Origin of the sequence: Tessaracoccus sp. ZS01 (genome assembly GCF_022342445.1) — a bacterium.
Taxonomy (GTDB): Bacteria; Actinomycetota; Actinomycetes; order Propionibacteriales; family Propionibacteriaceae; genus Arachnia.
Map to the genome: position 1 here is coordinate 24,318 of NZ_PQFE01000005.1, position 13,989 is coordinate 38,306.

At 70.0% G+C, this 13,989-nt stretch carries 14 protein-coding genes; 10 read left to right on the forward strand and 4 right to left on the reverse strand.

Going from position 1 to position 13,989, the window contains the following annotated elements; genetic code table 11:
* Positions 1 to 9: 9 nt before the first annotated feature.
* Complete coding sequence (locus C3E87_RS07175) at positions 10 to 552, reverse strand: histidine phosphatase family protein (protein ID WP_076061084.1); 543 nt, start codon at positions 550 to 552, stop codon at positions 10 to 12.
* Between the two features lie 23 nt (positions 553 to 575).
* On the opposite strand from C3E87_RS07175, the gene C3E87_RS07180 reads away from it, so the two are divergent.
* The 3 genes from C3E87_RS07180 (at position 576) to serB (ending at position 4,078) form a co-directional block, all read left to right on the forward strand.
* A complete protein-coding gene (locus C3E87_RS07180) occupies positions 576 to 1,574 on the forward strand; it encodes a class I SAM-dependent methyltransferase (RefSeq protein ID WP_076061086.1) in 999 nt (332 codons plus the stop codon).
* Positions 1,575 to 1,666: 92 nt separating this feature from the next.
* Complete coding sequence (locus C3E87_RS07185) at positions 1,667 to 3,070, forward strand: S1C family serine protease (RefSeq protein WP_304442052.1); 1,404 nt, start codon at positions 1,667 to 1,669, stop codon at positions 3,068 to 3,070.
* Between the two features lie 144 nt (positions 3,071 to 3,214).
* A complete protein-coding gene (gene serB / locus C3E87_RS07190) occupies positions 3,215 to 4,078 on the forward strand; it encodes a phosphoserine phosphatase SerB (protein WP_076061088.1) in 864 nt (287 codons plus the stop codon).
* A gap of 100 nt (positions 4,079 to 4,178) precedes the next feature.
* On the opposite strand, the gene xylA is transcribed toward serB, so the two are convergent.
* Positions 4,179 to 5,357 (reverse strand): xylose isomerase, encoded by a 1,179-nt coding sequence (gene xylA / locus C3E87_RS07195; protein ID WP_076061090.1) that lies wholly within the window; start codon positions 5,355 to 5,357, stop codon positions 4,179 to 4,181.
* A gap of 255 nt (positions 5,358 to 5,612) precedes the next feature.
* Here xylA and C3E87_RS07200 point away from each other — a divergent pair, with 255 nt between their 5' ends.
* The 5 genes from C3E87_RS07200 to ligD all read left to right on the forward strand — a co-directional run bounded on the left by C3E87_RS07200 (position 5,613) and on the right by ligD (position 11,322).
* Entirely contained in the window at positions 5,613 to 7,127 is a 1,515-nt protein-coding gene (locus tag C3E87_RS07200) for an acetyl-CoA hydrolase/transferase family protein (RefSeq protein ID WP_076061092.1), read from the forward strand.
* 185 nt (positions 7,128 to 7,312) lie between these two features.
* Complete coding sequence (locus tag C3E87_RS07205; protein ID WP_076061094.1) at positions 7,313 to 7,897, forward strand: MarC family protein; 585 nt, start codon at positions 7,313 to 7,315, stop codon at positions 7,895 to 7,897.
* Positions 7,898 to 7,937: 40 nt separating this feature from the next.
* Positions 7,938 to 9,104, forward strand: coding sequence for a M20 family metallopeptidase (locus C3E87_RS07210; protein WP_233120754.1), 1,167 nt, complete (start codon positions 7,938 to 7,940; stop codon positions 9,102 to 9,104).
* 63 nt (positions 9,105 to 9,167) lie between these two features.
* Entirely contained in the window at positions 9,168 to 10,328 is a 1,161-nt protein-coding gene (locus C3E87_RS07215; protein ID WP_076061098.1) for a hypothetical protein, read from the forward strand.
* Between the two features lie 19 nt (positions 10,329 to 10,347).
* On the forward strand, positions 10,348 to 11,322 hold the full coding sequence (ligD, locus tag C3E87_RS07220; protein WP_076061100.1) for a non-homologous end-joining DNA ligase: 975 nt from the start codon (positions 10,348 to 10,350) through the stop codon (positions 11,320 to 11,322).
* An 11-nt stretch (positions 11,323 to 11,333) separates the two neighbouring features.
* Here the strand turns inward: ligD and C3E87_RS07225 are convergent, their stop codons facing one another.
* On the reverse strand, positions 11,334 to 11,930 hold the full coding sequence (locus tag C3E87_RS07225; RefSeq protein WP_076061102.1) for a bifunctional 2-polyprenyl-6-hydroxyphenol methylase/3-demethylubiquinol 3-O-methyltransferase UbiG: 597 nt from the start codon (positions 11,928 to 11,930) through the stop codon (positions 11,334 to 11,336).
* A 53-nt stretch (positions 11,931 to 11,983) separates the two neighbouring features.
* Here C3E87_RS07225 and C3E87_RS07230 point away from each other — a divergent pair, with 53 nt between their 5' ends.
* Entirely contained in the window at positions 11,984 to 12,559 is a 576-nt protein-coding gene (locus C3E87_RS07230; RefSeq protein WP_076061105.1) for a hypothetical protein, read from the forward strand.
* 17 nt (positions 12,560 to 12,576) lie between these two features.
* Positions 12,577 to 13,140, forward strand: a complete 564-nt coding sequence (locus C3E87_RS07235; protein WP_076061107.1) for a type II toxin-antitoxin system PemK/MazF family toxin — start codon at positions 12,577 to 12,579, stop codon at positions 13,138 to 13,140.
* Between the two features lie 7 nt (positions 13,141 to 13,147).
* Here the strand turns inward: C3E87_RS07235 and C3E87_RS07240 are convergent, their stop codons facing one another.
* Positions 13,148 to 13,849: an alpha/beta fold hydrolase gene (locus C3E87_RS07240; protein ID WP_076061109.1), complete on the reverse strand. Its 702-nt coding sequence runs from the start codon at positions 13,847 to 13,849 to the stop codon at positions 13,148 to 13,150.
* Between the last annotated feature and the right edge of the window lie 140 nt (positions 13,850 to 13,989).

Sequence of the window (13,989 nt, forward strand, 5' to 3'; positions counted from 1 at the left end):
GGGGGAAGGCTATCGGGCCAGGTTGTGGGTGCGGACCTCGCCGTTGCCGAACTCGTGCCATTCGACGCTGCGGTGGTCCCGGCCGTCGAGCACTGCGAGCAGGATCCGCAGCGTGTCGCCGTGTGAGACGAGCACCACCTCGCCGTCGACGTCCGGCAGCCCCGCCATGAAGATCGTGAGGCGCTCATGCACGTCGCGCACCGATTCGCCGCCGCCCCAGCGCACCTCCGAGATGTGGACGCCGTCGGGCACCGGCTCCTCGATGAGGTCGTCGTAGCTGAGCCCCTCGAGCCGGCCGAGGCCCTGCTCGCGGAGCGCCGGTGTCGCCTGGACGGGCACGCCCAGCGCGCGGGACACGGCGTCGGCGGTCTGCAGCGCGCGCACCTGGTCCGAGGACCAGATGGCGGAGACCGGCCTGCCGGCGAGCAGTTCGGCGACTGTCGCGGCCTCGGCATGACCCTGCTCGGTCAGCGGCACGTCGGGGGTCTGGCCCTGGAGCCGGCGCTCCAGGTTCCAGGCGGACTGCCCGTGCCGCACCAGATGAAGAATCACGCCGGTGAGTCTAGGGTGAACACATGAGAGACGCCGTGGACGACCTGATCTGGGACGAGGCCCCCAAGGAGGCGGGAGCGATAGCCATCATGGACGCGCCCGCGCTCGTGGAGGACGCGCTCACCATCGCCGACGACGTTCGGGTCTTCTGCGACGACTGGCGCGACGCCGCGTCGGTGGCCCCGGAGTACCTGGTGGCCAACCCCGACGACCTCGGCGGCGTCGACCTGGCGCTGGCCCGCCTCCCCAAGAGCCTCTCGGCGCTGGACCACCACGCCGCTGTGGTGCAGGGCGCCCCGGACGTGACGTACCTGGGCGGTGCGCGCATCCGGCACATGAACCACACGATGAACGAGGTGCTCGCCAAGCACTTCGTGGCCGTGGCGGCCTCGCTGGGCCGCTCGAAGTCGCGGGTGCTGCGCGCCTGGGGGCCGCAGGGCCTGGAATCCGACTGGCCGAAGGTGCGCCAGCATGAAGACCTGGGCTACGCAGTCGCCGCCTACGGGGCGACGTTCGGCGGCACGAAGGTGGACCCCGGCACCCGCCTGCTGCTCATGGCGCTGGCGGGCGGCGGCGACCACGCCCCGCTCGAGGCCGACACCGTCCTGGACTGGGGCTGCGGCAACGGGTCCGTGGCGATGTGGCTGGCCAAGGAGGGCGTCGACACGGTGCTGGCCCGCGACGTGAGCTGGTCCGCCGTGGCCGGCACCTCCGTCGCCGCGGAGATCAACGGCTTCCAGGTGGACGCCACCTGGGGCGACGGGCTCGACGGTTACGCCGACCAGAGCGTCGACGCGCTGGTCACCAATCCGCCGTTCCACCAGGGCACGGCGAAGGACTCCAGCGACACGCTCGACATGTTCGTTGACGCCCGACGGGTGCTGAAGCCCGGCGGCCAGCTGTGGTGCGTGTACAACTCGCACCTGCCGTACCGCCGGGCCCTCAACGAGACGCTCGGGCGCACCCGGGTCGTCGCGCAGGACAGGCACTACACCGTCACGGTCACGTCGTCGGGTCGGTGACCCGAAGAGGTCCGAAGCTGACACAAAGAAACCTCACAGGAATCACATAGACTGGACGGGTTATCTAGGCGCGTACCCACCAAGGAGCCCAGATGAGCAATGAGCAGAACCAGCAGCCGGATCCGATGAACCGCCCGCCTCAGCAGTGGCAGCCCCCGGCGCACCCGCAGCCTTCTCAGCAGCAGCCCGTCCAGCCGCAGCAGCAGTACCCGCCGCGGCCCACGTACCAGCAGTCGGGTCCCTCCTTCCAGCAGTCGGCCTACCCGCCCAGGCCCGCGTCGTACCCCAGCTACCAGCAGTCGGGGGCCACCAGCACCTCGACGCGGCCCCCGCAGAAGCGCGGCGGCGCCCAGGTGGCGGGCGTGCTCGCCATCGCGATGCTCGCGGCAGGCGTCGGCGGAGGCACGGGATTCGTCGCCTCGCGCTACGCCGCTGAGGACGCCGCGGCCCCCGGCATCACGTCGACGTCGCCGAGCGCCGGCCCCTCGACGGAGACCACCGAGGACGCGTCGGGCGGCCAGCAGACCACGGTGGTGCAGGGCGACCCCACGAACCCCGACTGGAGCGCCGTGGCGGAGGTGGCGTCGAAATCGGTCGTGGCCATCCAGGTGGCCGGTGGCGACGGCGGCAGCCAGGGCTCCGGCGTCGTGATCGACGGCGAGGGCCACATCGCCACCAACAACCACGTGGTCGCCAGCGCAGGCTCCGGCGCGCAGATCACGGTGCTGCTGGGCAACACCGCCTACCAGGCCGAGGCCGTGGGCTTCGACCCGTCGACGGACCTGGCCGTGATCAAGATGATCGACCCGCCGGCGGATCTCGCCGTGATGGGTTACGGCGACTCCCGGGAACTCGTCGTGGGCGACCCCGTGATGGCCATCGGCAACCCGCTGGGGCTGGCGGACACCGTGACCACCGGCATCGTCTCCGCGCTGAACCGCCCGGTGACCACGCGCGCCGTGTCGAACGAGACCGTGGCGCAGCAGACCTCCGACAGCGTGGTGGTGACCGCCGCCATCCAGACCAACGCCGCCATCAACCCGGGCAACTCGGGCGGCGCGCTGGTCAACAGCGCCGGCGAACTGGTGGGCATCACGTCGTCGATCGCGTCGCTGCCATCCGCCGGGCAGAACCAGGCCGGCAACATCGGCATCGGGTTCGCCATCGCGTCTGACCAGGTGCAGTACGTGGCCGAGCAGCTGATCGCCACCGGCCGGGCCGAACACCCGCAGCTGGGCGTGAGCGCGAGCGACGTGCAGAGTTACGGCCCGCTGGGCGCCGAGATCGTCCAGGTCGTGCCCGGCTCGCCCGCCGAGCAGGCCGGCATCGCGGTGGGCGACCAGATCACCCAGGTGGATGGCCAGCCCGTGAGCTCCACCGAGTCGCTCGTCGCCCTGGTGCGGGCCGGACGCGTGGGCGAGGAGATGGAGATCACCCTGCTGCGTGGCGGCAAGGAGACAAAGGTGGCGGTGACCCCCATCGCCGCACCCAACTGACGCCCCGGCCCGCTCGGGCATCCCAGCCGAGGCCGAGTGAAGTTGTGCAGCTACTCCGCTGCACAACTTCACTCTGCTTGGGGGGCCGGCTGGCCGCTGGGCGCCGGGCGCCGGCGGGGCAAACCCCCTCTAAAGTTGGGGTCCATGGACATCCGCGTGACGCTGGCGGCCGTGGGCCCCATCCCTGAGTCGCTCCTCGCCTGCATTCCCGACCCCATCTCCAGGACCGTGGACCGCACGGCCTACGGGCAGCGGGTCAACGTCTACGCCCGCCACGACGAGCCCGAGCAGTTGCGTCAGGCCCTCCGCGCCGTCGCGGGCAAGGTCGCCGTCGGGGTACTCACCAGGCCGCTTGCCGCGCAACCGGCACAACTGCTGCTGATGGACGTGGATTCCACGCTCACGACGACGGAGGCCGTGGACCTGCTGGCCCACCATGCGGGGGCGGGCGAGAAGGTGGCGGAGATCACCGAGCGGGCCATGCGCGGCGAACTCGACTTCACCGCGTCCCTCCGCGAGCGCGTCGCCACCCTGGGGGGATTGCCCGTCTCGGTGTTCGAAGACGTGGCGCCGGCCATGACGTTGTCGCCGGGCGCCGAGGACCTCATCCAGGCCGCGCGCGCCGTCGGGGCGAAGGTGGGCGTCACGTCCGGCGGGTTCACGCAGCTCGTCGGCCCCCTCGCTGAGCGCCTCCGGTTGGACTTCTTCCACGCCAACGAACTCGAAACCGAGACCGTCGACGGCGTGGAGCGGCTCACCGGCCGCGTGATCGGCACCGTCGTCAACCGCGAACAGAAGGCCCGCGACCTCCTGCGCTTCGCCCACGCCCACTCCATCGACCCCGAGATGACGGTGGCCGTGGGCGACGGCGCCAACGACATCGACATGTTCGACGCGGCAGGCCTCTCCGTCGCGTACTGCGCCAAGCCCATCACGGCCGCGGCCGCGGATGTCGCCATCCCGTTCGCCAGGCTCGACGCGGTGGCCGCCTTCGCGTTCAACCGCTGAGCGGCACCGTCGCGGCGACGGCCCAAGGGGCCCCTCTGGACACAGAACAGCGCCTGAGCCTCCACGGCTCAGGCGCTGCCATTGACGGTTCCCGTCAGGTTCAGCTCACGAGGTGGCGCAGCGCCGCCTGGTAGAGCTCCACGAAGCGGTACTCGCGGGCGCCCTTCTCGTCGGCGTCGAACTTCTCCTCAGCCGCCAGGAAGTCGGCGATCGACTCCCCCTCGGCCAACGTGGGCTGCCCCAGCTCGTCGATGCTGGCTTCCTTCATGAGGGCCTGCACGGCCGGATCGGCGCGGAAGGCCTTCGCCTTCTCGGCCAGCATGAGGTACATCTCCATGTTCGCCTTGGCGGAATCCCAGATGCCCTGGACCCCCTCGGTACGCGACGGCTTGTAGTCGAAGTGGACGGGCCCTTCGTAGCGGGGCGCGTCCGGGGAGAACGGGAAGCCATTGACCAGGAGGTCGACGGTGAAGAAGGCGCTGATGAGGTCTCCGTGGCCGAACACGAGGTCCTGGTCGTACTTCAGGCCGCGCTGGCCGTTGAGGTCGATGTGGAACAGCTTGTTCGAGTGCAGCGCCTGGGCCAGCCCGTGGGTGTAGTTGAGGTTGGCCATCTGCTCGTGGCCGACCTCCGGGTTGAGGCCCACGATGTCGCCGTTGTCGAGCGTCGCGATGAGCGCCAGCGCGTGCCCGATGGTGGGCAGGAAGATGTCGCCGCGGGGCTCGTTCGGCTTGGGCTCGAGCGCGATGCGCAGGTCGTAGCCCTGCTGCTTGATGTAGCCGGCGACGGTGTCGAGGCCCTCGGCGTAGCGGGCGTGGGCCGCGTAGAGGTCCTTGGAGGACTCGTACTCGGTGCCCTCGCGGCCGCCCCACATGACGAACGTGCTGGCGCCGAGCTCTGCGGCCAGGTCCACGTTCTTCAGCACCTTGCGCAGGCCGAAGCGACGCACGGACCGGTCGTTGGCCGTCAGCCCGCCGTCCTTGAAGACGGGGTGCGAGAAGGTGTTGGTGGTCACCATCTCGATGACCAGCCCGGCCTTGTCTGCGGCGTCCTTGAGGCGGCCGACGCGGGAGGCGCGCTCCTCGTCGGTGGAGCCGAACGGGAAGACGTCGTCGTCGTGGAACGTGATGCCCCACGCGCCGAGCTCGGCGAGCTTCTCGGCGTATTCCCACGGGTCGAACGCGGGGCGGGTGTTGCCGCCGAAGGGGTCGGTGCCGGTCCAACCGACGGTCCAGAGGCCGAAGGAGAACTTGTCTTCAGGGGTTGGTGTGCGGTTCATGCTCTTCACTCTCTTGGGCCGGGGTCTCCGGGGCGACTTTTCATCATCGAGGCGCCGCCTCTTTTGTTTTGTGCTGAGACTAAAGAGAGTCGGACCGCAGAGTCAAGCTGATGCGATAACAATTCGGACACGTAGTAGTACCCCATGCACAGACCGGTCCGCCGCCGCTCCGCCGTCCAATTTCGCCCCGACGGCCCCGGGGAAACGTCAGCCGGTATGGTGGGCCACGCCACCGAAATTCTTCAAGGAGGACAGATGTCAGGTCGCATCCGATACGAGGCGTTCAAGAACAAGGTGATGTCGGCCCACGACGCCGCCGCCCTCGTCGAAAACGGATGGAACATAGGCTTCTCAGGGTTCACCGGTTCCGGTTACCCGAAGGCGTTCCCCGAGGCGCTCGCCGCCATCATCGACGCCGCGCACAACCGCGGCGAAGAGTTCAAGATCGGCGTCTGGACCGGTGCGTCCACGGCCCCTGAACTCGACGGCGCCCTCGCCCGCACAGGCGGCATCTCCTACCGCGCCCCGTACCAGTCGGATCCCGACATGCGTAACACCATCAACTCCGGCGTGTCCTACTACCAGGACATCCACCTGTCCCACATGGGCCCCCAGGTCTCCCAGGGCTTCCTGGGCAAGCTCAACGCGGCAGTCATCGAGGTGACCGCCATCACGGAGAGCGGCGACCTCATCCCGTCGTCCTCCGTGGGCATGAACCGCACCTACCTCGAGCACGCCGACAAGGTCATCATCGAGGTCAACGAGTGGCAGTCCGAGGGTCTCTTCGGCATGCACGACATCTACTACCCCATCGGCGCCCTGCCTCCGAACCGCGTCCCGCTGCCCATCCAGAACCCGGGCGACCGCATCGGCGGCAAGTACCTCACGGTGGACCCGGAGAAGGTCATCGCGATCGTCGTGACGAACTCGCCGGACCGCAACACGCCGTTCAAGCACCTCGACGACGACTCCCGCGCCATCGCCGGCAACTTCCTGGATTTCCTCGGCCACGAGGTCAAGGTCGGCCGTCTGCCGGAGAACCTGCTCCCGCTGCAGTCCGGCGTCGGCAACATCGCCAACGCCGTGCTCCAGGGCCTGCTCGAGGGCCCGTTCGAGAACCTCACCTCGTACACCGAGGTGATCCAGGACGGCATGGTGGATCTGCTGGATTCAGGCAAGCTCAGCGTCGCCTCCGCGACGGCCTTCTCGCTGTCGCCGAAGGCCGCGGAGAAGATGAACGACAACGCCGCGCACTACGCCAAGAAGATCGTGCTGCGTCCGCAGGACGTGTCGAACCACCCCGAAGCCATCCGTCGCATGGGCGTCATCGCCTGCAACGGCATGATCGAGGCCGACATCTACGGCAACGTGAACTCCACCCACGTGATGGGCTCGCGCATGCAGAACGGCATCGGCGGCTCCGGCGACTTCACCCGCAACGGTTGGATCTCGTCGTTCGTCACCCCCTCGACGGCCAAGGGCGGCGCCATCTCGTGCATCGTGCCGATGGTCAACCACGTGGACCACACCGAGCACGACGTCCAGGTGATCATCACCGAGCAGGGCCTGGCGGATCTGCGTGGGCTCGCCCCGCGGCTGCGCGCCAAGGCGATCATCGACAACTGCGCGCACCCGGATTTCAAGGAGCCGCTGCGTGAATACGTGAAGCTCGCGGAGAAGAAGGCCAACGGCATGCACACGCCGCACGACCTGGCCACCGCGCTGGGCTGGCACGTGCGCTTCCTCGAGACGGGCACCATGGCTCAGTGAGCTGACAGCCACACGGGCACCGGGGGTGGGTTTCCACCCCCGGTGCCCTTTTCTGTGGGCCTGCGACGGGGATCGTGGCGGGGCTCTGTGGCGGGCTCTGAACCTGCGTCGCCACCCGCCCCCACGCGGGCGACCGGACTCTGGCAGGCTGAGCAGCGTCGCGCCCTGAAAGGAGCCCCCACCCCGTGCTTTCCGCCGCCTTGACGTTCTTCCTGGTCATGGACCCGTTGGGCAACGTGCCCCTCTTCCTGACCGCACTGCGCAACACCCCGGAAGAACGGCGACAGTGGGTGATCCTGCGCGAACTCCTCATCGCCCTGGCCGTCATGGTGGCCTTCCTGTTCGCGGGGCGGAGCCTGCTGGACCTGCTCAACATCGGCAACGCCGCGCTCGAAACAGCCGGTGGAGTGATCCTGTTGCTCATCGCCATCCGGATGGTGTTCCCCACCGCCGAGCGGAACCTGCGAGAGCCCCACACCGACGACGAGCCGTTCATCGTCCCGCTGGCCGTGCCCTATGTCGCCGGGCCGTCGCTGCTGGCCGTCGAGGTCGTGCTCATCTCGCAGAACCCGGCAGATTGGCCGATCTTCCTGGGCGCGCTGATCCTGGCGTGGTCGGTGACCGCCGGGATCCTCTACCTCTCGGGCTTCCTGCGCCGGGTCGTCGGCGACAAGACCCTCATCGCCATCGAGCGGTTGATGGGAATGATCCTGGTGATCCTCGCGGTCCAGATGATGCTGGGCGGCATCAAGGCCTTCTTCACGGGCTGACGCGGGGCGGCCGTCCGCCGCGACTGGTATGAATAGGGCCATGATCGACCTGGTTGCCCTACGCCGCGAATTCCATCAGATCCCCGAGGTGGGCCTGCAGCTCCCCCAGACCCAGGCCCGCGTCCTCAGCGCGTTGGAGGGGCTGCCGCTGGAGATCACCCTGGGCGAGTCCGTGACCAGCGTCGTGGGCGTGCTGCGCGGCGGGAAACCGACGCAGGGCAAGCGCCCCGTCGTGCTGCTGCGGGCGGACATGGACGCGCTGCCCGTCGAGGAGTTGACCGGCCTGGAGTACGCGTCGACCAACGGCAACATGCACGCCTGCGGGCACGACCTGCATATGGCGATGCTCATCGGCGCCGCCCACGAACTCTCCGCCCGCCGGGCGGACCTCGCCGGCGACGTGGTCTTCATGTTCCAGCCGGGCGAGGAGGGCGTCGACGGCTGCCGCTACATGCTGGAGGAAGGCCTCCTCGACGTGGCAGGGTCGCGGCCGGACTGGGTCTACGCCATCCACGTGTGGTCCGCGCTGGACCCCCATGGCACCTTCAGCACCAAGCCCGGCACCGTCATGGCCAGCTCGGACGTCGCCCGGGTCCGGGTGGTGGGTCGCGGCGGTCATGGCTCCACCCCGCAGCTCGCGGCAGACCCGGTGCCGGCGCTGGCGGAGATCACCACCGCGCTGAACACCATGGTCACCCGCCGCTTCGACGTGCAGAACCCCGTCGTGGTCACCGTCGGGTTGCTGCAGGCCGGCACCATCGCCAACGTCATCCCGGAGGACGGCCGCCTCGAGGCGACGCTGCGCACCTTCGACACCGGAGTGCGGGCCAAGCTCATCGAGATCATCCCCCAGGTGGTGGAGGGCATCGCCGCTGCGCACGGCGTCACGGGCGAGTTCTCCCTGGTCGAGCAGTACCCCGTCACGGTCAACGACGACGCGGAGGCCGACGCCGTGGCCGCAGCGGTGACAGACCTCTTCGGCTCGGAGCGCCACCTGCGCTGGGAGAAGCCGCTCGCCGGCGCAGAGGACTTCTCGCGCCTGCTGGAGGAGGCGCCGGGCTGCTTCATCGGCCTGTCGGCCTGCCCGCCGGATCTGGACCCCGCCAGCGCACCGTTCAACCACTCCGCCTACGCCCTCTTCGACGACGCCGTGCTGGCGGACGGTGCCAGGCTCTTCACCGAACTGGCCCTGCGCAAAATCGCCTGAAAAGGCGCACCGCCACCGTACGGGTGTGGCGGTGAGGGGGCGGGTCACGGGTACTGTCGAAGGATGGAACTCGACGACGCCGTTGCGGCGGCACTGGCCCACCCACTGGTGGTGGCCGCCGCGCCCAGCAGCGAGCATCCGGGAATGGTCACGCTCACGCTGCTCACTGGTGAAGACATCATCTGCAACCCGCAACTCGCCGAGCCTGATCCCGGCGAGTCGGACGAGGACGCCCTCATGCGCTTCCATGCGTCACTGGACAAGCTCCTGGTCACCGTCCAGACCACGCTAGACGAGGAACACAGCCTCGACGACGCCATCCCCCTGGTGCGCAGCGCCGACTACTTCACCAGGCCGGAGGCCAGCCCGGCCCTGACCTTCCCCCTCACCGACTACATCGGCGTCGGGCTCGCCTTCGACCTACCCACCGCCGTCATGCCCATCAGCGAGGACCAACTCGCCGGCGACACCGCGGAGGAGGCCGTGAACCGCGCGGCCCGCGCGGTGTTGAACCTGCGCGACATGGCTGAGCAGTTCGGTCTCGCCCCCGTCGTCGAGGACAATTCGATCCTCGTCGTGCACGCCACCGAGGGCAACGACTCCGCCTGGTTCGCGGACCTCCAGACCATGGAGGCGGCGCTCACCCAGATGGAGAGCGTCACCGGCTCGGAATGGGCAGCGGTGCCCGCCTCCCGCGAGGACCTCTTCCTGCTGGACACCGACACCCTGCACTGGCCGGAGTTCCTGGACGTGCTGGAGTCGGTGCACGGCAGCCACAAGGAGGTGTGCCCACTGCCCCACGTGCAGGCGGACCACGCGTGGCGCGAGTGGCTGCCACCAGCGGGGCACCCAGCGGAGCAGAGACTGACCCGGCTGCGCGCCGACATCCACGCCCAGCAGCACGCCGAGCAACGCGAGCGGCTCCAGGCCGGCGGGCCGTTCCCGTCGTCGATGCTGCAGATCGAGCGCTCCGGCCGCTGGGAGACCCTCGCGGTGACCGCCGACGACGTGACCAGCATCCCGCGCACGGACCTGGTGGTCTTCTTCCGCGACGGTGACCAGGAGCCGCTCGGCGTGAGCCTCGGCGACGCACTGGTGCTGTGCCCGCATCTCTTCTCCCTGCACGAGGGCACCTTCCCGCCCCGGCTCCTCGTCAAGCCGCCCACGGACGACGACCGCCGCGCGCTCGATCAGAATCGCGTCCAGTGGGGCGCCCGCGCCTGACAGAGGGGACAATGGGCCGATGCGTCCCATGCTCGCCACCCCCACCGCCACGCCCGGGGTGCCACCCGTCGGGCCGGGCTGGGTCCACGAGATCAAGTGGGACGGCGTGCGCTCGATCGCCGAGACCCGTGGCGGGGAACTGATCCTGTACAACCGCACCGAGGGGCAGATCACCATCGCCTACCCCGAGGTGGTAGCGGGCGCCCGCGGCCTACCTGACGGCCTCATCGTCGACGGCGAACTCATCGCGCTGAACAGCGACGGCGTGCCGTCGTTCCACGCCATCCAACCGCGGATGCACGTGCGCAACGCGGCGCGGGCGGCCAGGTGGTCCGCCGAGCGGCCCGTCACGTTCGTCGCGTTCGACCTGCTGAAGCTCGCCGGCGAGGACCTGACCCGGTTGCCGCTGGCAGAAAGGCGCGCACGGCTGGAGGAGCTCGACCTGGCCCGGCCGCACTGGCAGTTGTCGGACCAGCACGACGACGGCGAGGCGCTCGCCCGGGCCACTCGCGACGCCGGGCTCGAGGGCGTGATCAGCAAACGGGCCGATTCCGTCTATCTTCCCGGAGCACGGACCACGGACTGGGTGAAGACTCCGCACCGCACCGAACTGGTGGGAGTGATCGGCGGTTGGCTCCCGGAGACCACCAACCCGGCACGGCTGGGCGCGGTGTGGATCGGCCACCCGGCTGACGAGGCGACGTTCGAGACCAAAGCGGTGCTGTACTCACTCGGCCGCGTGGGCTCCGGGCTGAGCCACGCGGAGAAGGACATGTTGCTCGAGGTCCTCCGCACGACCGAACGCCCCACCCCGCCCTTCGATCCCGTCCCCTCAGACCCGGCAGTCCGTCGCACGCACTGGGTGGAACCCATGCTGTGCGTCCAGGTGCGCTACCTCAACGTCACGCCCGACGGGGTGCTGCGACAGCCGGTGATGATGCGGCTGCGCCCGGACGTGTCGCCGGCCGAGGCGGCCGTCGCCGAGATCGGTTGAGCCGTCGCCGCTCAGTTGAGCCGCTGCGCCACCAGCACCACGTCGTCGCGGTGCTGGGCACCGGCCCCGTGGGTGACAGAACGCTCGCGGTTGTCGAGGGTGATGACGCTCCACCCGTCGGGCAGTCGTTCGGAGATCAGTTCCGGGCTGAGGAGTTCCCTGCCGTAGGCGGGATGGTCCTCGTGCACCTGGGTGTCGAAGTCTGCGTGGTGCACGACCACGAGGTGGCCGCCGGGCGCTACTAGGCTCGTGAGGAGACCGGCCGTGTGCGCATCCGTGAACAGCGGGACGTAGCTGGCGGTGACCAGGTCGTACTCGGCGTGCGGCAGGAAGGCGGAGCCGAGCTCGCCGTGCACCCACTCCACCTCGACGCCGGCGGCCTTCATGGCCCTGGTGGCACGCTCGATGGCCACCGACGACGGCTCCAGCCCGACGACCTCCCACCCCTGCTGCTCGAGCCAGATGGCGTCGGCGCCCTCGCCCGAGCCGACGTCGAGGGCCAGCCCCGGGGAGAGCTTCGAGGCCTCCGCCACCAGCGCCGCGTTGGGGTTGCCGGACCACATGGCCTCGGAGTGGCTGTAGGTCTCGTCCCAGTCGTGGTCGTGCATGGCTCAAGTATGCCTCTGCCACCGGGGCCGGACGGCTTGTAGTCTTGGCGGCGATGGACACCACCAAGCAGATCGCGACCCTCCCGCCGCTGGAGGAACTGCAGGGCGGCGTGCCGCTCAGCAGGCGCACGGGCGAGCCCCGGCGCCCCGTCGTGCTCGCGGTCGCGTCGGTGCTGCTCTACCTCGCCGTCGCCTCGGCCCTGGGCGCCTACGCCTGGCACTGGTGGATGGCGGCGCACCCGGCCAGCTACGCCAACTCCGCGTGGCTCATCGCGTGGACGGATCCGGCACCGGGCACGTGGTTGTCGCTGACGCTGGAGGTCGCGCTGGCCGCCGCTCTCGCGCTGGCAGCGGGGGCCGCCGGCATCGCCGGTTTCCAGGCCTGGAACGGGTGGCGCTGGGCGCGCTGGGCCGGCCTCGTCGCGGCTGCGCTGATGGGCGGCTTCATGGCCATCACCCACTGGTACGCCGCGGTGCCCGTCGGCCTGACGGCGCTCGGCGCGGGCCTGCTGTTCCTACCGCCCGTCACCCGCTACTTCCGGCACTGGACGCAGGTGCGCGCCACCCCGCCCGCCCCGTACCGCCGGCCCGGTGAGATCCACTACGGCCGGCTCGCCCGGTTCCGCTGACTTATAGACTCCCCAGCATGGCCAACTCGCTCCTCAACGGTCTCTTCCGCGTGCTCCGCGACGCGGCCACCCGCTCGCTCCGGCGCCCGCTGGACGCCCCCGGCGGTGGACCCCGCACCCGCGCGCGCTTCAAGCAGAACGAGTCGCCGCAGGAGCGGCGCAGGGAGGAACCCTCGGGCGACTACCCGGGGGACTTCACGCGCATGCCGGAGATCAGCTACGCCCCCCATCTGGACGGCCGTCCGGACCCGGGCGAGATCGTCTGGACCTGGGTGCCCTACGAGGAGGACCACAGCCGCGGCAAGGACCGCCCCGTGCTGCTGATCGGGCACGACGGCCCCTGGCTCCTGGGGTTGCAGATCACCAGCCAGGACCACGACCGCGATGAGGAGCAGGAAGCGCGCGCCGGCCGGTACTGGGTGGACATCGGCGCCGGCGACTGGGATTCGCAGCGCCGCCCCAGCGAGGTGCGGGTCAACCGGATCATCCGCATCGATCCGGCTACCGTGCGCCGTGTGGGCGCCATCCTCGACGAGTCCACCTTCCGCACCGTCGGACGCGAGGTGGGCAACCACTACTGAGCGGCCATCAGGACGCCGCCTCGGCCTCCAGCAGCAGGCGCTCGAGCCGGTCCGTGTACGGGCCGGGGTGCGTGAGGTTCACCATGTGGGTGCCGTAGCCCAACACCACCAGCCGACCACGCCGGGCCGCGCGCGCGAAACGCCGCTCCTGCCCCCGGAACTGGTCGAACCGGCCGTTGAGGATGGTCACGGGGGCGCCGATGGAGGCCAGGTCGGCGAGCAGGTCGAACTGCGCCGCCGCCCGCACCCCCGCCGCCACCGCGGCCAGATCGGCACGGCCCCGCCGCAGATATGCCTCCGCGCCCGCCGGGCCCAGCACGCGGCGCAGTGGCGCCTCGCCCGCCCGGTCCGTCCAACCGATCAGCCGGCCGTAGAATGCGGCGCTGCGCCGTCCCGGCTGGGTGGAGCACCCGGCCGCCACGAGCGAGCGGACCACTTCAGGGAAGCGGGCGGCGGCGTGGATCGCCAGCATGCCGCCCAGCGAACAGCCCACCAGGTGCGCCGGCCCCGCCGTCGACGCTTCGAGCAGGGCGGCCCTGATGGTGTCGAGGGCGCTCTGAGAGGTGAAGGTCTCGTCGCGACGGCTTCCGTGCCCCGGCAGATCCCGGCTGATGCAGGTCCAGCCGCGTTCGCGGAGCCGCTCCACCTGAGGGTCCCACATGGTCGACGAGGTGCGTAGACCATGGACGAAGACCACCGTGCGGCTCATGCGTCCCACCCTACGACGCCCCACCCACCCGGCACCTCACGGAGGCGGGGCCACTTCTGCCGGTGGTGAACAAGGGGCCGGCCGATTCGGAGCGCCGGGCCGGCGAGTGGTTGAATGACTGTGCAGAAGCACAGGAGAGT

Excerpts from the sequence above, each read along its gene's own strand:
- C3E87_RS07235 (WP_076061107.1), top strand. The coding sequence starts at position 12,577 with ATGGCCAACTCGCTCCTCAACGGTCTCTTCCGCGTGCTCCGCGACGCG.
- C3E87_RS07200 (WP_076061092.1), top strand. The coding sequence starts at position 5,613 with ATGTCAGGTCGCATCCGATACGAGGCGTTCAAGAACAAGGTGATGTCG.
- C3E87_RS07215 (WP_076061098.1), top strand. The coding sequence starts at position 9,168 with ATGGAACTCGACGACGCCGTTGCGGCGGCACTGGCCCACCCACTGGTG.
- serB (WP_076061088.1), top strand. The coding sequence starts at position 3,215 with ATGGACATCCGCGTGACGCTGGCGGCCGTGGGCCCCATCCCTGAGTCG.
- C3E87_RS07180 (WP_076061086.1), top strand. The coding sequence starts at position 576 with ATGAGAGACGCCGTGGACGACCTGATCTGGGACGAGGCCCCCAAGGAG.
- C3E87_RS07185 (WP_304442052.1), top strand. The coding sequence starts at position 1,667 with ATGAGCAATGAGCAGAACCAGCAGCCGGATCCGATGAACCGCCCGCCT.
- ligD (WP_076061100.1), top strand. The coding sequence starts at position 10,348 with ATGCGTCCCATGCTCGCCACCCCCACCGCCACGCCCGGGGTGCCACCC.
- C3E87_RS07225 (WP_076061102.1), bottom strand. The coding sequence starts at position 11,930 with ATGCACGACCACGACTGGGACGAGACCTACAGCCACTCCGAGGCCATG.
- xylA (WP_076061090.1), bottom strand. The coding sequence starts at position 5,357 with ATGAACCGCACACCAACCCCTGAAGACAAGTTCTCCTTCGGCCTCTGG.
- C3E87_RS07240 (WP_076061109.1), bottom strand. The coding sequence starts at position 13,849 with ATGAGCCGCACGGTGGTCTTCGTCCATGGTCTACGCACCTCGTCGACC.
- C3E87_RS07210 (WP_233120754.1), top strand. The coding sequence starts at position 7,938 with ATGATCGACCTGGTTGCCCTACGCCGCGAATTCCATCAGATCCCCGAG.
- C3E87_RS07230 (WP_076061105.1), top strand. The coding sequence starts at position 11,984 with ATGGACACCACCAAGCAGATCGCGACCCTCCCGCCGCTGGAGGAACTG.